This window comes from Streptomyces sp. NPDC005151, assembly GCF_053599875.1.
The window spans coordinates 121,941-139,658 of the sequence record NZ_JBSFYR010000005.1 but is presented as its reverse complement, the minus strand read 5'-3'; the positions used below and the strand labels follow the sequence as shown (position 1 = coordinate 139,658).

Below are 17,718 nucleotides of genomic sequence, written 5' to 3'. Positions count from 1 at the left end.
CGCGCGCCGTCTGCGAGAATGGACGCTCGCGTCGGAGCGCGGCGGACCGCCATGCTCGTCTCGTCACAGGAGAGTGAGCACGCAGTTGTCCCAGAAGCACGCGGCCCCGTCCGACGGCAGCGGCCGCAACGATCTGCAGGCCGACTGCGCGAGCTGCTTCGGGCTGTGCTGTGTCGCGCTGCCCTTCGCCCGTTCCGCGGACTTCGCGGTGGACAAGGACGCCGGGCAGCCGTGCGCGAACCTTCAGACGGACTTCCGCTGCGGCATCCACACACGTCTGCGGGAGAAGGGCTTCCAGGGCTGCACCGTGTTCGACTGCTTCGGTGCGGGCCAGAAGGTCTCGCAGGTCACCTTCGGTGGAACGGACTGGCGGCAGGCGCCGGAGACTGCCCGCCCGATGTTCGAGGTCCTGCCGGTGATGCGGCAGCTCCACGAACTGCTCTGGTACGTCACCGAGGCCCTCGATCTCGCGCCGGCCCGCCCCGTCCACCCGGACCTGCGCCGTGCCCTGAAGCGCGTCGACGGCCTCACCCGGGGGGACGCCGCATCGCTCACGGCCCTTGACGTGGCGGCGCTGCGCGACGATGTGAACGCTCTGCTGCTGCGGACCAGTGACCTGGTGCGGGCCGCGGTGCCCGGCCGCAAGAAGAACCACCGGGGAGCCCAGCTGATCGGGGCCGGGCTGGGCGGCGCCCGCCTGCAGGGGGCCAGTCTCCGCGGGGCCTGCCTCATCGGGGCCGACCTCAAGAAGGCCGACCTGCGCATGGCCGACCTGATCGGGGCGGACTTGCGCGGCGCCGACCTGAGCGGCGCCGACCTCACCGGGAGCATCTTCCTCACCCAGGCCCAGCTCAACTCGGCCAAGGGCGACTCGGCCACCAAGCTGCCTGCCGCCCTCACCCGTCCCGCGCACTGGTAGCCCGCGGCGGGGCCACGACGACCGCGGTCGCCACGATGCCTGCGCCGCCCCCGGCCAAGGGTCCGCCACTTCCCGGTGACCTGTTCCGCAGGATCACACGGCTGTCCGCGAGGAGAGCGCCGGCGGCCACTGACCGAAGCGCCGGATGACAGCGGGAGGTCCCGCCGGCGAGCCGGCGGCAGAGCACTCACCCTCTGCCGCCGTTCCCTGCGATATGCAGTGACGGTGCGTCAGCCGTGGTAGTTGATGTAGCCGTTGCGGTCGGGGTCGGAGCCGCTCTTGGTGTAGGCGTGGACGTCCGCCCGGCTGCCTGACGGCTTGTACAGGTAGATGGTGTCCTTGTCGTTGTTCCAGATGAAGTTGCAGTTCTGGCGGTAGACGACGTTCTTGGCGTCGGAGTCGGTGCCGTGGCCTCCCCGCAGCTTTATGTAGTCGCCGGGCTCGAGGTAGTGGCTGGTCGAGAAGGTGAAGCGGTTGCCCGCGGCATCCTTGACGACGTAGCCCTTGAGATTGACGGTCGCCGTCGACGCGTAGTTCTTGATCGTCAGGTACTCGTCCTTGGTGTTCCCGGTGGAGCACCTGTTGGAGTCCGAGCCCGGCGCGTCGTACTGGACACCCTTGATCTTCAGCGCCGACGAGTACTCGGCTGCCTGTGCCGGGGCGACGGCAACAACCGCGATGGTTCCGGCAGCGGCGACAGTGGATATGGCATGGCGTATGCGCATGAGGAAGTCCCCCCAGTGGTGCGGATGGAGCGCCTGGAGCATACACAATCCGTGATGAAGAGATGTAGAAAGCATGATGGATATGTGAAGGCAGCCGTGCGGCACACGCCCGGAACCACTCAAGTGCGCGGCGCATCTGGTGAATTGACGGCGACGCACACGGGTCGACGCCGGGCAGTCGGTCGACATGCGGACCTCCACCGCGCACCACGGCGCGACGACAGTCCGCAGCGGTGTTTCATCTCCTGACCTGCGTCTTCGGTAGTGGCTGCGGCGTGCGGTGGCTTGGTGGTGTCGCCTCCGGGCGAACCAGGTCAGTGCGTGGGTGAGGGGGTTGCGAGGCGGTCCTGGCGGGGGCTGGAGAGCTGCCAGGAGTCGCCGGATTTTCGCCACGGTGAGCGGGACGAGGCCGGCGGAACCGTGTCTACGGCCTCCTTTTCGGTGTCGGTGGCCCGGACGGCGAGGAAGACATCCGATGCGGTTGATCTGTCAAGCGGCAGCTGTGAGTTCAGGCTTCTCGGATGGCGGGAACGCGGCGGTCTCGTCGTATTCGGTGCGGGTAGTGAGGCAGTGGTGGAGACAGCCGGCTGATCGGCAGGGCTGCCAGATGCGCGTCGCTGACCTGGACCCCGGTCGGGTAGGAGCCGGTGTCCAGGTGAGCGTCCACGTGCAGGCCGGTGCGGGTGGTGGTCGCGTCCGGGCCTCCGCACGCATCACCAACCGTCGCTGACGCTCATTCAAGTGCGGGAACAGCGAACCGAACTTCGCTGCCAACGACGCCTCAAGCCCCTCCACCGTACTCATACCACAATGATGGCCTCAAGAACGCGAAGCGATGGGTTACTTCTCTGCAAGCCCTTTGCCCGCTGGTGGTCTTGGTCGGACCGGCCTCGCCCCGGCGTCAGCGGGGCCGCAGCACGCAGGGGTGGACCAGGTAGGCACCCAGCCAGCCATCCCGGTCGCCGTCCTTGAACGCTATGGCCCGGCCGGCCAACCGGTCTCGCTCGGCACGTAGTTCGAGACCGAAGCTGGGGCTATTGAGCCGAGCGTCGGCGGTGGGTAGTTGCATCGGGGCGCTCACGCGCAGGTCCGAGCGCTGGGAGGCGATGGCCGGCGCGGTGACGGGCGGGCCGTCGGCCAGCTGAATCTCTACCTGACTGTTCGCCAGGATCCTGATCCACAGCGGGATGTCCCCCTCCGCGGTGCTGATCTCTCCGGCCCACTCGCCCTGCGCCAGTGCCATCGGGCGGGTCTGCTCGGTGATCGGGTTGAGCTGGTCGTTGGAGAAGCCGGGCGCCAGGATGGCCACGAGATGGTCAACGATGGCGTCGCGGGCGGCCTTGTTGGTGGAGTTGGCCAGGACGGCGACCGAGATTTCACGCTCGGGGATCTCGATCATCATCGCGGCGACGCCACCCATGCCACCGCCGTGGCTGCGGATCACCGGTCCGGCGCCGCGCGAGACGATGCGGCCGAGCCCGTAGCCGAGATGCTCGTTGATCGGCACGGCGCCGTACATGGCCGCGATCGTGGCGGGCTTGAGCAGTTGAGAGGAGGTCCGGGCGAAGCGCGCGACGTCGCCGGCGGTCGCCCAGCCGGCCCCCGCAGCGGGGTGACCGCTGAAGCAGGTGGCGTACGTGCGGCCGTCGACGGAGTAGCGCTGGGCGACGGGGGCCGTCCCGGTATAGGCCGGCCCGTACCCGAAGCTGGTCAAGCCCAGCGGCTCGGTGATCCGCTCGCGCAGGTAGTCGCCCAGGCTCTGGCCGGTCGCGGCCTCCAGCAGGCTGCCCAGCTCGCGGTAGCCGACGTTGGAGTACTCGAAGTCGGTACCCGGCTCGCGGACGAGCGTGCGGTAGCGGTTGATGTCGATCGGCAGCGGGCCGGTGTCGTAGTGGAAGTTGTAGAACGCCGGGAACCCACCACGGTGTTGGAGTAGCTGGCGTGGTGTCGGTGCGGTCCACTGGAAGCTGCCGGGGATCGGGGTGTCGAGGTCCAGCAGACCCTCGTCGGCGACCAGGCAGACGGCTGTGGCGGTGAAGGCCTTGGTGATGGAGGCCAGCCCGTAGACCGTCTCCGGAGTGGCCGGCTGCTGGTCGGCGACGCTGGCCTGGCCGTAGGCCCGAGTGAGCACGAGCTCATCGCGTTCGGCCACTGCGACGGAGACCGACGCGCAGCTATGTTCGGCCAGCGCCCTCGTACAGAACTCGTCCAGCCCACCCAGCCCGTCCAACATGAGGTCGACCTCCCGATCGGATTCTTCGTCGGTCGAACGATAGTGCTCCGCCTCCGAACGGTCGTCGGCAGGGAAGCCCCGGAGTCGACGCACCGCCAGAAGTGGCCGTGGCTTGAACTTCTATGTCACTGAGGTCCGCCCCCTGAGGTGGTCCAGTTCGTCCTTGGAGAGGCGGGGCGCAACTGCGGCAGGATACCGGTGCGGTCGTAGGTTCGCCGATGTGGTCCAGGAACTCATGCCCTCCGCGTCAACCCCCGAAGGACTTCCGAACCAGACCACTTAGGGCTTGCAGAGAAGTAACTCATCGCTTCGCGTTCTTGAGGCCATCATTGTGGTATGAGCACGGTGGAGGGGCTTGAGGCGTCGTTGGCAGCGAAGTTCGGTGCGCTGTTCCCGCACTTGAATGAGCGTCAGCGACGGTTGGTGATGGGTGCGGAGGCCCGGACGATCGGGCACGGCGGGATCAAGCTGGTGGCGAGGGCTGCCGGGGTAGGGGAGGGCTGATCCATGCCCGACCGACTGGCCGTCGGCCCGCGAGTGGCGCAGATGCGGCTCACCGGTGCCGATCACGCGTACGGCCGCCCGAATCCCTGCCACCGCTGCGTGGGAGCACAGGCCTCTCCGTCTACGGGGCGCCCCCCGAACCAAGGGACGGCGCCCCGTCAGAAAGGCTGTCGCCATGATGCAATCCCCGGGCGCCGGCCCGCACTCGCCACATCTGCCGTAGCAGCGTTCGGTGATTGATCCGGGCGGTTCATGGTCTCGCAACGGACTCAAGGCCGACGCGAGACCACGCTGAGGGCCGCCCTGGGAAGGGGGCGACCGCCGTCACTCTGCCTACTGGATGCCAGGGATCTCGCGGGCCTTGAACGCGGCACGGACCGCGTCCGCCGCGCTCTTGCCGTACATGCTTTGCGCCGTCGCAATCGTCGTCAACGCGGCGTCCTCGAAGCTGGTGTCGGGCGCGAAGCCGAACTGAGCGTTGACGATGATGCGGTCGGCCACCCTGGCGCCGAGCGCCCCCCGGATGTCCAGGAGTGCGCGGGACCAGATCTCGCCGTCCGCGTGCACCTCGCCCACCCGGTCCCCGTACACCTTGTTCCCGTCGATCCGGCGCAGACAGTGCGGGGCGACGCTGTAGGCGACCGAGTCCCAGTCGGCGACGCACGCCAGGTCGGCCTTGAGGGGCCAGCCGTACCGGGCGTCCGCATGGGCGCCGACCTCGACTGCCAGGTAGTCGCCGAAGGCCTCACCGATCGCCCCGGCCTCCGGGGAGGTGCCGAAGCCGGGCACCTGGGCGTTGTGCACCGCGTGTCCGTACTCGTGAACGATCACCTCGGCGTCCTCGGCATCGTCCACGCCGCCCTTGCCGAAGCGGATCTCGGCCTTCTTGTCGGTGAAGAAGGAATTGTCCGCACCCCACTGGTTGATACGGATGGGCTGCGCACGGTTGTTGGCGCCGGGCAGTTCGCTGCCAAAGCCGAGGCCCTGCAGGTACTCCTGTGCCTCATTGACCCAAAAATAGGCCATGACCTGCTCGAACTGGTCGTCGTGCCGGGTGTACGTGCCGGCGTCGGCGGTCTTTGCGGAGGCGCCGGTGTCCGACCTGATGTAGGCCCACCGTCCGGAGAGTCCGCCACTGCCGTCGAGATTACGCAACGCGGCAGAGGCATAGCTCGAGGCGGGGACGGCGTCGGCCGAGTCCTTGGCATCGGAGAACGACTGGTCACCCGAGGACTGGACGGGGTTGACCATGAATACCCGGGCCTGTGGTTCGGCCGGGGCGGGGACTGCGCCCGAGGCCGAGGCCGCTCCGGCCGGAGCGAGCAGGGCCACGGTGGCGGTGGCCGCGGCGATCAGGCCGCGGGGTGTGCGGCGAGTCATGTACATCCTCCCGTGCTGGGATGTGGTGCGGAGGTGTGTCGAAGAGCGGGGGATGGCGTGGTGCGAGCGTGATCCTTGCGCACGGGCCCTTCTTTGGCCAGGCCTTGAACGCGTTTGCGACTCACAGCGGCGAGAGCCCCACCGTGCGGTGACGCTCTGTTCGTGTGCCGGGACGGTGGGCGTCAGGTCGCCGTGGAACGCCACTCGGCGCCGCGAGATCCGCGTCGTTGGGTGCGGTGCACCGGTAACCCAGCGCGGCGCTCAGGGCGGGTCTGCGGCCCACGGTCGGCGCCGTACTCCACTGGCCCGGCTGACGCGGAGCGGCTGTGGCGGTCCGGCGACACCTGGACGGCTGCGGCCCGGCACCGGGCCGCGGATGGCGGGCGCTCGTCACCTGGTGCCGTCGCCGGCGTCGCAGGCCGGGTAGAACGTTGTCAGGTCGGCCTCAGGCATGGAGTCGGGCTTCTGCTGGTCGGTCTGATCGGCAGAGATCGTGTACCGCCCGTTTTCGTCGTCGGACTCCCGGTCGAGGCGCTTCTCGCTGCCGAGGCGGGCCCTCGTCGCGTAGACGCCGTCGCCCTCGTGGCCTGGTCGGGCGATGACCGGGCTCGTGCAGGCGTGCTTGCGGCGACCGGGCAGCGGCTCACCACGCGCCGTTCCGTCCGTGCGCAGTCGCTGGGCGAGAGGCTCGCACAATCGGCCGGTGCGGTATGCGCTTCGGTCCGGTCTCCCGGTCTCAGATCCCTTCGCCGGCCGGCGGGGGCACAGTGATCACGGGGCAGGCTGCCCTGTGCAGCAGCCCATGCGGGACGGAGCCCAGTCGCATACCGGTGAAACCTTCCCGGCCACGGCGGCCGACGATCACAGCGAGCGCATGCTCGGAAGCCTCCGCCAACACCTCGACAGGATGCCCCCGCAGCACCGCGTGGCTCAGGGGAACATCGCGGTAGGCACTTGACCGCCCCGCGGTTGCTTCATGCAGCTGCCTGTGGCACGCCTCAAGCGCAGCGTCCTCATCGAAAAGCCCTGGCAGCCGCCGCTGCCACACCCACACCGCACGCACGGAGGCGCCTTGCGAGACAGCGGCCTCCAAGGCGTGATCCAGCGCGGCATCGGCCGACCGGCTGGCGTCCACCCCGACCACCAGGTACGGCGGCTCCTCCTCAGTACGCCCGGCTTCCGGCACCACGGCCACCGGACAGACAGCGTGAGCACTGACCGGAACCGTCGTCGAGACAGCACTGAGCACCTCCCCCAGCCGGCCCAGCCGACGCGAGCCGAGGACCACCAGCCGCGCGTGCGCGGACCTCCGTACCAGGACCTGGGCCGGATTGCCATCCGTGATGAAGGTCGTCACCTCAAGACCCGGCTGGCGCTCATGGGCACGAGCCGTCGCCTTGTCGAGCGCCTCGTCGCCCAGCTGGCGCAAGGCCTTGTGGTGTGCCGTCTCCTCGACGCCGCGTACGCGATGGGTCACAGGCAACACGGCGTGGACCAGATGCAGGCGCACCCCACGGCGGGCGGCTTCGTCGGTGGCCCAAGCCAGGGCCGCATCGGCCGGCTCCACGGCGTCGACGCCGAGCATGATCGGGAGTGGTTCACTGGCAGCTGTCATGGCTTCCTCCACCTGTCTGCGTGCGCGGGGCAGCAGCCGTGGGCTGCGGCCGCAGCTCATACCTGCACGGTACGCACATGAACGACGAGGCGGAGGGCCGAGCGGCCCCCGTTCAGAGAGCTGTTCCCCAGGGCAAGGGCGAGCTCCAGGGACCTTCGGACCCCCGTTGCGGACTGTTCGGCCCCTGCGTTCGGGAGCGTGGCGCGGTGGACTGGACATGTCGTAACCGCAGGACCGAGGAGGTCTGGGCATGGCTGTAATCGCACGCAAGCAGAAGTTCCCGTTCCCGGATCTGCCGGACTGGTTCGAGGCCTTCCCCACCCGATTCACCATGCCGGCGATGGCCGATCTGTACACCATGAGGATCGAGGAGTTCACCGAGGACGACCGCTACGTCATTCGAGCGGAACTCCCGGGCATCGAGGTCAAGGATCTGGACGTCACGGTCGAGGACGGCAACCTCACCATCAGGGCCGAGCGCACCGAGCGCGAGGTGGACAAGCATCGCAGCGAGCTCCGCTACGGATCCCTGACCCGCAGTGTCACCCTGCCCAAGAGCGCGGACGAGAACGACGTCCGTGCCGAATACATCGACGGCATGCTGACCGTCAGCGTCGGCCTCGGCGAGGAGAAGGCGGAGGCGAAGCACATCGAAATCAAGCACGCCACGTGACCCGCACCTGGTGGTCGCCCGGACGGACATGCGCTGCCGTCCGTCCGGGCGGCCCACGTCGGGCCCGGCCGTGGGACCCGCCGCAACACGTCCTCCCACACGGTCGCGGCCGTCGCCGAGTCCATGGCCGGGAGCGTCGATGGCGGGAGGCCCGCCGTCGGCAGGCGATGGTTTGTGACCCAGAACCGCTTGCAGGCAGCCCGGCCGCCGGGCCCTCGCCGCGGTCACACGTGCAGTCGGGCCATCAGCGCCGAACCAAGCCCATCCGGCCCTCCCTCGGCCTGGCAGCCCGTATGCTCCGGCGCTCGCTTCCGGCAGGCCGGTCTCCTGGCGCGTCGGCTCCCCCGGTGAGACGCCACCCCTTCATCACACGTTTCCTCGCCCACGGTCGGCCGCGGCCGCCATGTGGCCTGCGTCCAGCCCCGTGGCTCCGTCCCGAGCACCGAGCGCAGGAACGGCACATGAAGGCCCTCCGAGGCGAGGCCCGCCGATGTCAGCACGGACAGCGGCAGGAATAGAGGCTGTCCCGGGTCGGCAGAGGGGTACGCAGGCCCAGGACCGCCCGAGCTGCGCCGTCGGCAGGGGCAGGAAGAGCACGCTCCCATGGGCCGAGCCCGGAGCGCTGTCACGAACAATGACCAGGGCTCCGAGGAAGAGCACCCGTTGTCACGGACCGTGGCCCAGCACGTGCTGATGCGGGTCGGTGTTCGCGCAGTGATGGGAGCCCGCGCGCGCCTGTTGCCGACCCGGCGTTCTGTGCGCGCTCCGGGAGGATTCCCCTGCCGTTCTTTCCGCACCATCCGCAGCTGGGCGAGGACTTCGGCTCGCCGCCCGAGGTGCCGAAAGCCTCGGGCTGTAGAAGCGCGGCATAAAAGGAGTGTAAAGATTGCCGGACCAAGGCAATGTCATGCCCGGCGCTCGCGTGTCAACATCCGTTCGCCGACAGGGCGCGAGCGGGGAGAGGGGCGGTGAGCGCACATGACCTGGTTTCTGGGGGTCGGCATCACGGGGGTCGCGCTTCCCATCCTGTCTCTCGCCTTCGACGGAGTGCTCGAGGAGCCACCTCTGGCGTACGACGGCCCGAAGCAGCAGTAACCAGGGAACCTCCCGCCGCTCGGCGGCTTCACAGAGATGGAGTACAAGCCGTGTTCACGTGGCTCTGGCTGGTCGTCTGGTCGGCGTTCACGCTGCCCTTGGCCGCCGCCTCATTGCGAGGCTGGGCGCCCCAGTGGGTCCGCCATTCGACCAGTCCATGGGGCATTCGCGTCCGCGGGGTCGCACTGCTGGTCATCTGGGCCGGTGGCATGGTCGCTCCACTGCTGCACTTGAGCGGTCTGGGCACCGAAGACTTCAGGTTCCTCGCCACCGTCGTGCAGGTCGGCCTGTTGCTGTTCGCGGCCGGACTCATCGGCGGATCACAGCTCGGTGAGCGATTCCACCGGCGCGAGATGCGGCGCCGGGCGGTCGATGACGCGCGAAGCAGGGGAGAGACAGATGCCTGAGCTGCTCCCGGTGACGCACACGACCACCGCTGTCGAGATGGACGCCACCGCCGAAGGACTCGCCGAACGTCGCCGTCGCGCCCGCGGATGGGTCTGGGCCGGGCTCGCGGCCGTGATCGTCGGGCTGTCCGTCGGGCCGGCCGCCGACGAGGCCGGTATCGGCTGGGTGAGCGCCGTCGCCGTCGCCTGCGTCGGAGGCGGTCCGGTCGCCGTGGTCGTGGGCATGGTGGCGCTCATCAACTGCCGCCACATGCGGCGCGCGCTCACGAGCCGTCCCTGGATCGCATGCGCCGCCGTGACTATCCCGACCCGTCAGGGCGCTCCGCGAGTGGTGCTGCGGGACCCTGTCGGCGACGGTCTCGTGCTGTTGTCGGTACGCACCGTGCCACAGCGTTATCACCTGGCCAGCCCCGGTCGCAACGGTGTGCTGTGGTGGTGCGGCGACGCGCGGGCCGGCGGAGTCCTCGCCCAGCCGGGCGGCGCACACCTGCTGTGGGCACGCCCCATCCACACCGACCGCACCCGTCGCAACGAATTGAAGATCGCTGAACAACAAGGACTCTTCCACAGAGCGACGCCGGTGCAGCCGCAGACTGCCCTGAGCGATGAACTCGACCGCCCCCAGGAACCGGACCTGACTTACGGGACCATGGCGGAAGCGGCCTACCGACAGGCGACTGCGGAGGAAGAGGGCGTCGGCCCGCACCATGAGGCCGACATCCGGGTCGCGCCCTGGTGGCGCGTACGCTCACTGCTGGAGATATCCCAGCTCTGGCCGACCGTGCTCAACGCGGCTTTCGCGATCGGGATGACGGTGACCTGGTGGCTGCTCGGCAGGGATCCGGTCATCTCGGTGCCGCTGATGTTCGCGGCCCTGTCCGCATTCAACGCTCTCCGGTTCGGCCGCCGCATGCTCGACGGGATACCCGCGGTCAAGGCCCTCGCGCTCGCTGCCCGAGCGCCCGTTCCCGTCCCCAAACGCTATGTCCTGCTGCCCGGCCCCGACGACGGGTTCGTCCTGGTGCTCTTTCCCGCGCACGGAGGCCCGGACGACCCACCGGAAGCGTTCATGGAGGTCAACCCGCCGGGTACACCCAAGCACCCCACGCACGGGATGCCGCCGCCGGCCGGTGCCGCGGACCTGCACGGCTGGCAGGACAGCGGCCCCACTGTCGTCCCTTGGATCGAGGGCCGTCCTCTGTGGCCGCGGCACCAGTACGAGACCGTGAACCTCAACAACCCACAGGACCGGGACCACTTGGCCGCCCTGGTCGGTGGCGCGGGCACGGACACGTGAGCGAAACGGCCGCAACTGCCCGGTCTACGCTGTGAGCTCGGGTCCGGCGGCATGGGGCGGGTCTATCTCTCCCACACGCCCGGCGGGCGGGCCGTCGCGGTCAAGGTGATCCGTCCGGAGCTGGCCGAGAGCGCCGAGTTCCGGAAGCGGTTCCGGGCCGAGGTGGCGGCGGCGAGCCGAGTACACGGGCTCTGTACGGCTCCGGTCGTGGACAGCGACACCGAGGGCTCCATGCCATGGTGTGCCACCGCCTATGTGCCGGGGCCGTCCCTCGCCGATGCGGTGCGTGACCACGGGCCACTGTCCGTCGACACCGTGCTGCGACTGATCGCCGGTGTCGCGGAGGCGCTGCAGGCAGTGCACCGCGAGAGCATCGTGCACCGTGACCTCAAGCCGTCGAACGTGCTGCTCGCCTCGGACGGGCCACGCGTCATCGACTTCGGTAACGCGCGGGCTGCGGATACCACGTCGGTGACGCAGAGCGGTACGCCCCTCGGCACGGTCGCCTATATGGCGCCGGAGCTGGTGCTCGGCGGAGAGGCCGCTGCTTCGGCCGATGTGTTCGCACTGGAACAGACCGTCGTATTCGCAGCGACGGGCGGTGCCGCCTTCGCGGACGGGGAACCGCACGCGGTGCTCTACCGGGTGGCTGTTCAGCGCCAACTCCGAGGGCGCCTGCCCCAACTGCAACGGCGCCGGCGTCAACGGACGAGTCCGCCCCGCAACGACCCCGGACGGTCCTCTATCGCCGGGAGCGCAGTGCCTCCCACTGCGCTGCGGCGCCGTCCAGCAGCATCTCCAGGGCCGTGGGATAGGCGCTGTCGACCATGCGGGTCGCCAGGAGGGGCGCCGCCTCGGCGATCCGGGGGTGTGTGGTGCGCGGCAGGCGGGCGTACGTCGAACGCCACATGTCCTCGTCGGCGCTGAGGCTTTCGCGTGGCAGGGCCAGCGAGGCGGCGTCGAGCGCGGCGAAGGCCAGGGTCTGGTCGATGAAGGCCTGGTAGATCCGTACCGTGTCCGGCAGCGGGAACCCCGCCGTGCGGAGTACGTCAAGGATGGCCTCGTCGGCCGCCAGCTCGTGGGCCCGGCCGGTGACCCGGTTCGCGGTCAGCAGTGCCGCCTGCGGATGCCCGACATACACGGCGTGGATGCGCAACCCGAGGCCGCGCAGATCCGACCGCCACTCCCCCGTGGGCCGCCAGCCTTGCAGGGCCTGCCCGATGAGGGCGTCGCCGATGGCGAGGGTCAGATCGTCCATGCCGCGGAAGTACCGGTAGAGGGTGCTGGGGTCGGCGTCCAGGGCCAGGCCGAGACGGCGGGCGGTGAGTCCCGCGCTGCCGTGCTCACACAGCATCCGCAGGGCGGTCTCGACGATCAGTTGCTCGGACAGCACGGTGCCGCTCCTGGTGGGACGGCGGCGCCGCCGTTTCTCCTCGGGCACCACCGCTTTCGCCACCGCCGCCTCCTCGCCCCGGCCCTTATGCCAACACCATTGACCTTACCCGAGCACGCGGCGTTGGATCTCCCGGCAGGGGCGCCGCGCCTTCGGTCCGCGCGGGCATGCCCCATCTCCACTGAGAGGAAGTCCGTGTCATGCGTGTTCTGCTTGTGGGAGCCGGCGGTGTGGGCACCGCGATCACCCGGATCGCGGCCCGGCGCTCGTTCTTCGACGAGATGGTCGTGGCCGACTACGACCTGAGCCGGGCCGAGGCGGCGGTCGCTGCCCTCGCGGGCACCGCGGGACGCTTCCGTGCCGAGCACGTCGACGCGTCCGATCAGGCCGCGGTGACGGCGCTGCTGACGCGGCACGGGTGCGACGTCCTGCTCAATGCCACCGACCCACGGTTCGTGATGCCCCTCTTCCAGGCGGCGCTCGCGGCCGGCGCAACCTACCTCGACATGGCGATGTCTCTGTCGCGCCCGCACCCCGAGCGACCGTACGAGGAGTGCGGGGTCATGCTCGGCGACACGCAGTTCGCGCAGGCCGCCGACTGGGAGAAGGCGGGCGCGCTGGCCCTCGTCGGCATGGGCGTGGAGCCGGGGCTGTCCGATGTCTTCGCGCGGTACGCGGCCGACGAACTCTTCGACGAGATCGAGGAGATCGGCATCCGCGACGGCGCGAACCTCACCGTCGACGGCTACGAGTTCGCACCCTCCTTCAGCATCTGGACCACCATTGAGGAGTGCCTCAATCCGCCGGTCGTCTACGAAGCGGACCGCGGCTGGTTCACCACCGCGCCCTTCAGCGAGCCGGAGGTGTTCGACTTCCCCGAGGGCATCGGCCCGGTCGAGTGCGTGAACGTGGAGCACGAGGAGGTGCTGCTTGTCCCCCGTTGGATCGACGCACGGCGCGTGACCTTCAAGTACGGCCTGGGCGAGGAATTCATCCAGACCCTCAGGACGCTGCACCTCCTGGGCCTGGACCGCACCGACCCGGTGACCGTGCCGAGCGCTGCGGGCCCGGTGGGTGTGTCGCCCCGCGACGTCGTGGCCGCCTGCCTGCCGGACCCGGCGACGCTGGGCGAGCGCATGCACGGCAAGACCTGCGCGGGCACCTGGGTGCGCGGCACCAAGGACGGCGCGCCGCGCGAGGTCTACCTCTACCACGTGGTCGACAACCAATGGTCGATGGCCGAGTACGGCTCCCAGGCAGTGGTGTGGCAGACGGCCGTCAACCCGGTCGTCGCCCTCGAACTCCTGGCCACGGGCGCGTGGACCGGCTCGGGAGTCCTCGGCCCGGAGGCCTTCCCCGCCCGCCCCTTCCTGGACCTGCTCACCGCGTATGGCTCTCCGTGGGGCATGCGGGAGCAGTGACCGTCCTCGGCTCACCAGGGGATCCGACGTCCCCCCTCGGTGAGGGCGAGCGTCGGACAGCCGATCCCATCGCCGCTGTCGGGGTACTCCCAGTTGTCGGCGCCGGCCAGGAACACCGTCAGGGAGGGTTCACCGCGAGATCGTCGCATGCGCGGTGAACCCTCCCGGCCTGCGCACCTCCCGGCCGTGGGGTCCCGGAGCCGGGCGGGCATCTGCACGGTCCCGGGGCCCGGGCGATCAATCTCACAGGGGCCAAGGGCTGTCCCGCGATCCCTGGCGGGCGCACGACGACAGCTACGGCACCTCGCAGCGTTGTCGGAACGTCCGAATACATCCAGTATGCGGACACCCCTCCGCCTTGCGATGCACCGCATCCGACGCCGCGCGCTGGTCCGCCAGGGACTACGGGACAACCCTTACGGCCTCCCCCGCGGCAGGGAGTGGATCAGCGAGCGGCGTCATGCGGCTTCGATGGCAAGGCGGAGGACGGAGTCGACGCGGAGCGTCGGTGACTGACGACAACGCCGCAAGCGGAGTCGCAGGGCGTCGGGAGCCCACTCCCTACCGCGGGGCAGGCCGTTAGGCGATCACCATCAGGAGGTCGCCCGCCTCGACCTGCTGAACGGCGGTGATGGCCAGACGGTCCACAGCTCCGGCGACCGGAGCGGTGATGGCGGCCTCCATCTTCATCGCCTCGATCGTCGCGATGGTCGCACCCGCCTCGATCCGGTCTCCGGCTGCGACCGACAGCGTCACCACCCCGGCGAACGGCGCGGCTACGTGTTTCGGGTCGGACTTGTCGGCCTTCTCCGCGGCCGGCAGTTCCGAAGCCACCGAGCGGTCACGCACCTGGATCGGCCGGAGCTGGCCGTTGAGCGTGGCCATCACGGTGCGCATGCCGCGCTCATCCGCTTCACCGATCGCCTCCAGTGCGATGAGCAGCCGCACCCCGGGCTCGAGGTCCACCTCATGCTCCTCCCCGGGCAGCAGACCGTAGAAGAAGTCCTTGCTCGGCAGGACTCCGGTGTCGCCGTAGGCGTCCCGATGTGCCTCGAACTCCTTCGCCGGTCCGGGGAACAGCAGTCGGTTGAGGGTGGCCCGCCGGTCCTTTTCCAGTCCGTCGCGGTCCCCGGCGGACAGTTCGGCGACCGGCCTGGGCGCGGCGCGGCCCTTGAGGGCCTTGCTGCGGAACGGCTCCGGCCAGCCGCCGGGCGGGTCGCCCAGCTCGCCGCGCAGGAAACCGATCACGGAGTCCGGGATGTCGTACGCGCCGGGCTCGGCGGCGAACCGCTCAGGTGAGACGCCCGCGCCGACGAGGTGCAGGGCGAGGTCGCCGACCACTTTGGACGACGGTGTGACCTTGACCGGGCGGCCGAGCATGCGGTCGGCCGCGGCGTACATCGCCTCGATGTCCTCGAACCGGTCGCCGAGGCCCAACTCCCTTGCCTGGACGCGCAGGTTGGACAGCTGACCGCCGGGGATCCCGTGGTCGTACACGCGCCCGGTGGGCGAGGCCGGGCCGGCCTCGAACGGCGCGTAGATCCTGCGCACGATCTCCCAGTACGGTTCGAGGTCGCCGACCGCCCGCAGGCTCAGCCCGGTCGGCCGCTCGGAGTGGTCGGTGGCCGCGACGATCGCCGACAGCGAGGGCTGCGAGGTGGTGCCCGCCATCGAGGCCACCGCTCCGTCCACGGCGTCGGCGCCCGCGTTGATCGCCGCCAGGTAGGTGGCCAGCTGACCGCCGGCCGTGTCGTGGGTGTGGAGGTGGACGGGCAGCTCGAACTCCCTGCGCAGCGCGGTCACCAGTTTCGCGGCGGCGGGTGCCCGGAGCAGCCCCGCCATGTCCTTGATCGCCAGGACGTGCGCGCCGGCCTCGACGATCTGCTCGGCGAGCCGGAGGTAGTAGTCGAGGGTGTAGAGCTTCTCGGCCGGGTCGGACAGGTCCGAGGTGTAGCACAGGGCCACCTCGGCAACGGCCGATCCGGTCTCGCGTACGGCGTCGATCGCAGGCCGCATCCGGCCGACGTCATTGAGCGCGTCGAAGATGCGGAAGATGTCGATGCCGGTCCGGGTGGCCTCCTCGACGAAGGCGGTGGTGACCTCTGCGGGGTATGGGGTGTAGCCGACCGTATTGCGGCCACGCAGCAGCATCTGCAGGCAGATGTTGGGCACCGCCTCACGCAGGCGGGCCAGGCGGTCCCATGGGTCCTCGGCCAGGAAGCGCAGCGCCACGTCGTAGGTGGCGCCGCCCCAGCACTCCAGCGAGAGCAGCTGCGGCAGAGTCCGGGCCACGGCCGGGGCAACGGCCAGCAGATCCTTCGTCCGCACCCGGGTGGCCAGCAGGGACTGGTGGGCGTCCCGGAAGGTGGTGTCGGTGACGGCCACCATGGGTGATTCCCGCAGCCGCCGCGCGAAGCCCTCCGGCCCCAGCTCGGTCAGCTGCTGCTTCGACCCGGCGGGCGGTACGCCGTTCGCGATGTCCGGCAGTTTGGTCGTGGGGTCGATCAGGTGCGGGCGCTCGCCGTGCGGCTTGTTGACCGTGACGTCGGCGAGGTAGGTGAGCAGGCGGGTGCCGCGGTCGGCGGAGTGGCGCGAGGTCAGCAGATGCGGGCGCTCCTCGATGAACGACGTGGTGACCCGGCCCTCCTGGAAGTCCGGGTCGTCGAGGACCGCCTGCAGGAACGGAATGTTCGTGGCCACGCCGCGGATGCGGAACTCGGCCACCGCGCGCCGGGCCCGTCGCACCGCGGTGGCGAAGTCGCGGCCCCGGCAGGTCAGTTTCACCAGCATGGAGTCGAAGTGGGCGCTGATCTCCGAGCCGACGAAAGCGGTGCCGCCGTCCAGCCGGATGCCGGAGCCGCCCGGCGAGCGGTACGCGCTGATGGTGCCGGTGTCCGGCCGGAACCCGTTGGCCGGGTCCTCGCTGGTGATCCGGCACTGCAGTGCGGCACCCCGCAGGTAGATCCTGTCCTGTGCGAGACCGAGGTCGGCCAGGGTCTCGCCGGCGGCGATGCGCAGTTGCGCCTGGACCAGGTCGACGTCGGTGACCTCCTCGGTCACCGTGTGCTCGACCTGGATGCGCGGGTTCATCTCGATGAAGACGTGGTTGCCTTCCCGGTCGAGCAGGAACTCGACGGTGCCGGCGTTGCGGTAGCCGATGCTGTGCGCGAAGGCGACCGCGTCGGCGCAGATGCGGTCCCGGATCACGGGGTCGAGGTTGGGCGCCGGGGCCAGTTCGACGACCTTCTGGTGGCGCCGCTGCACCGAGCAGTCCCGCTCGAACAGGTGGATGACGTCGCCGTGTCCGTCGGCGAGAATCTGCACCTCGATGTGGCGGGGGTGGACGACGGCCTTCTCCAGGAACACCGTGGCGTCGCCGAAGGCGGACTCGGCCTCGCGGGACGCCGCCTCGATGGCCTCGCGCAGGTGCGCGGGGTCGTCCACTCGCCGCATTCCGCGCCCGCCGCCTCCGGCGACCGCTTTGACGAACAACGGGAAGCCGATCTCCTCCGCGGCCGCCGCCAGCTCGTCCACGTCGGTCGACGGCTGCGACGACCCCAGGACCGGCACGCCCGCCGCACGGGCCGCGGCGACCGCGCGCGCCTTGTTGCCGGTCAGTTCCAGCACCCCGACGCCGGGACCGATGAACGTGATCCCGGCGTCCTCGCAGGCCCGGGCCAGATCCGGGTTCTCGGACAGGAAGCCGTACCCGGGGTACACGGCGTCCGCCCCGGCCCTGCGCGCCGCGTCCACGATCTCCTCGACCGACAGGTAGGCGCGCACCGGGTGCCCCCTCCGGCCGATCTCGTAGGCCTCGTCGGCCTTGAGACGATGCAGCGAGCCGCGGTCCTCGTACGGGAACACCGCCGCCGTTCCCGCGCCCAGTTCGTAGGCGGCGCGGAACGCACGGACGGCGATCTCACCACGGTTCGCGACAAGTACCTTCCGGAACATGCGCAGTCCCTTCCTGACGTTCGCGACGTGCGCGCCCGACGGGCGCCCTCGTGACTGATGCCCTGTCTACACCCGCACAAGAGCACCTTGGGCCGAATCACC

Annotated in this window: 14 protein-coding genes and 2 pseudogenes; 7 read left to right on the top strand and 9 right to left on the bottom strand. The window is 69.9% G+C overall.

What is annotated here, in order from left to right:
• Positions 1–73 precede the first annotated feature (73 nt).
• Positions 74–919, top strand: a complete 846-nt coding sequence (locus ACWD6R_RS05095; protein WP_451817444.1) for a pentapeptide repeat-containing protein — start codon at positions 74–76, stop codon at positions 917–919.
• 230 nt (positions 920–1,149) lie between these two features.
• Here the strand turns inward: ACWD6R_RS05095 and ACWD6R_RS05090 are convergent, their stop codons facing one another.
• The 3 genes and pseudogenes from ACWD6R_RS05090 to ACWD6R_RS05080 form a co-directional block, all read right to left on the bottom strand.
• Positions 1,150–1,644 carry a lamin tail domain-containing protein gene (locus ACWD6R_RS05090; RefSeq protein ID WP_451817466.1) on the bottom strand — a complete coding sequence of 165 codons (495 nt, stop codon included), beginning with the start codon at positions 1,642–1,644 and terminating at the stop codon, positions 1,150–1,152.
• A 583-nt stretch (positions 1,645–2,227) separates the two neighbouring features.
• Positions 2,228–2,338, bottom strand: a pseudogene (locus tag ACWD6R_RS05085) (ISAzo13-like element transposase-related protein); the annotation flags it as partial.
• A 207-nt stretch (positions 2,339–2,545) separates the two neighbouring features.
• On the bottom strand, positions 2,546–3,877 hold the full coding sequence (locus tag ACWD6R_RS05080) for a serine hydrolase domain-containing protein (protein WP_451817443.1): 1,332 nt from the start codon (positions 3,875–3,877) through the stop codon (positions 2,546–2,548).
• A gap of 336 nt (positions 3,878–4,213) precedes the next feature.
• Between ACWD6R_RS05080 and ACWD6R_RS05075 the strand changes: the two genes are divergently transcribed.
• Positions 4,214–4,381 carry a hypothetical protein gene (locus tag ACWD6R_RS05075; protein WP_451817470.1) on the top strand — a complete coding sequence of 56 codons (168 nt, stop codon included), beginning with the start codon at positions 4,214–4,216 and terminating at the stop codon, positions 4,379–4,381.
• 333 nt (positions 4,382–4,714) lie between these two features.
• Here ACWD6R_RS05075 and ACWD6R_RS05070 read toward each other — a convergent pair whose 3' ends face one another.
• The 3 genes from ACWD6R_RS05070 to ACWD6R_RS05060 all read right to left on the bottom strand — a co-directional run bounded on the left by ACWD6R_RS05070 (position 4,715) and on the right by ACWD6R_RS05060 (position 7,346).
• Entirely contained in the window at positions 4,715–5,761 is a 1,047-nt protein-coding gene (locus ACWD6R_RS05070) for a M4 family metallopeptidase (RefSeq protein WP_451817442.1), read from the bottom strand.
• A 390-nt stretch (positions 5,762–6,151) separates the two neighbouring features.
• Entirely contained in the window at positions 6,152–6,457 is a 306-nt protein-coding gene (locus ACWD6R_RS05065; RefSeq protein ID WP_451817441.1) for a hypothetical protein, read from the bottom strand.
• Between the two features lie 40 nt (positions 6,458–6,497).
• On the bottom strand, positions 6,498–7,346 hold the full coding sequence (locus ACWD6R_RS05060) for a universal stress protein (RefSeq protein ID WP_451817440.1): 849 nt from the start codon (positions 7,344–7,346) through the stop codon (positions 6,498–6,500).
• 280 nt (positions 7,347–7,626) lie between these two features.
• Here ACWD6R_RS05060 and ACWD6R_RS05055 point away from each other — a divergent pair, with 280 nt between their 5' ends.
• The 4 genes and pseudogenes from ACWD6R_RS05055 to ACWD6R_RS05040 form a co-directional block, all read left to right on the top strand.
• Complete coding sequence (locus ACWD6R_RS05055; RefSeq protein ID WP_451817439.1) at positions 7,627–8,049, top strand: Hsp20/alpha crystallin family protein; 423 nt, start codon at positions 7,627–7,629, stop codon at positions 8,047–8,049.
• Between the two features lie 1,145 nt (positions 8,050–9,194).
• Positions 9,195–9,551: a hypothetical protein gene (locus ACWD6R_RS05050; RefSeq protein WP_451817438.1), complete on the top strand. Its 357-nt coding sequence runs from the start codon at positions 9,195–9,197 to the stop codon at positions 9,549–9,551.
• Positions 9,544–10,848, top strand: coding sequence for a hypothetical protein (locus tag ACWD6R_RS05045; RefSeq protein WP_451817437.1), 1,305 nt, complete (start codon positions 9,544–9,546; stop codon positions 10,846–10,848). Before ACWD6R_RS05050 ends, ACWD6R_RS05045 begins: the two co-directional genes overlap by 8 nt.
• Before the next feature lie 15 nt (positions 10,849–10,863).
• Positions 10,864–11,466, top strand: a pseudogene (locus ACWD6R_RS05040) (serine/threonine-protein kinase); the annotation flags it as partial.
• A 124-nt stretch (positions 11,467–11,590) separates the two neighbouring features.
• Here the strand turns inward: ACWD6R_RS05040 and ACWD6R_RS05035 are convergent.
• A complete protein-coding gene (locus tag ACWD6R_RS05035) occupies positions 11,591–12,304 on the bottom strand; it encodes a TetR/AcrR family transcriptional regulator (protein WP_451817436.1) in 714 nt (237 codons plus the stop codon).
• 137 nt (positions 12,305–12,441) lie between these two features.
• Between ACWD6R_RS05035 and ACWD6R_RS05030 the strand changes: the two genes are divergently transcribed.
• On the top strand, positions 12,442–13,662 hold the full coding sequence (locus tag ACWD6R_RS05030; protein ID WP_451817435.1) for a saccharopine dehydrogenase family protein: 1,221 nt from the start codon (positions 12,442–12,444) through the stop codon (positions 13,660–13,662).
• An 11-nt stretch (positions 13,663–13,673) separates the two neighbouring features.
• Here ACWD6R_RS05030 and ACWD6R_RS05025 read toward each other — a convergent pair whose 3' ends face one another.
• Both ACWD6R_RS05025 and ACWD6R_RS05020 read right to left on the bottom strand, forming a co-directional pair.
• Positions 13,674–13,811, bottom strand: coding sequence for a hypothetical protein (locus ACWD6R_RS05025; protein ID WP_451817434.1), 138 nt, complete (start codon positions 13,809–13,811; stop codon positions 13,674–13,676).
• A gap of 430 nt (positions 13,812–14,241) precedes the next feature.
• On the bottom strand, positions 14,242–17,616 hold the full coding sequence (locus ACWD6R_RS05020; protein ID WP_451817433.1) for a pyruvate carboxylase: 3,375 nt from the start codon (positions 17,614–17,616) through the stop codon (positions 14,242–14,244).
• Positions 17,617–17,718 lie beyond the last annotated feature (102 nt).

Coding starts and splice junctions, on each gene's coding strand:
- ACWD6R_RS05090 (WP_451817466.1), bottom strand. CDS start 1,644: ATGCGCATACGCCATGCCATATCCACTGTCGCCGCTGCCGGAACCATC.
- ACWD6R_RS05080 (WP_451817443.1), bottom strand. CDS start 3,877: ATGTTGGACGGGCTGGGTGGGCTGGACGAGTTCTGTACGAGGGCGCTG.
- ACWD6R_RS05075 (WP_451817470.1), top strand. CDS start 4,214: ATGAGCACGGTGGAGGGGCTTGAGGCGTCGTTGGCAGCGAAGTTCGGT.
- ACWD6R_RS05070 (WP_451817442.1), bottom strand. CDS start 5,761: ATGACTCGCCGCACACCCCGCGGCCTGATCGCCGCGGCCACCGCCACC.
- ACWD6R_RS05060 (WP_451817440.1), bottom strand. CDS start 7,346: ATGCTCGGCGTCGACGCCGTGGAGCCGGCCGATGCGGCCCTGGCTTGG.
- ACWD6R_RS05055 (WP_451817439.1), top strand. CDS start 7,627: ATGGCTGTAATCGCACGCAAGCAGAAGTTCCCGTTCCCGGATCTGCCG.
- ACWD6R_RS05045 (WP_451817437.1), top strand. CDS start 9,544: ATGCCTGAGCTGCTCCCGGTGACGCACACGACCACCGCTGTCGAGATG.
- ACWD6R_RS05030 (WP_451817435.1), top strand. CDS start 12,442: ATGCGTGTTCTGCTTGTGGGAGCCGGCGGTGTGGGCACCGCGATCACC.
- ACWD6R_RS05025 (WP_451817434.1), bottom strand. CDS start 13,811: ATGCGACGATCTCGCGGTGAACCCTCCCTGACGGTGTTCCTGGCCGGC.
- ACWD6R_RS05020 (WP_451817433.1), bottom strand. CDS start 17,616: ATGTTCCGGAAGGTACTTGTCGCGAACCGTGGTGAGATCGCCGTCCGT.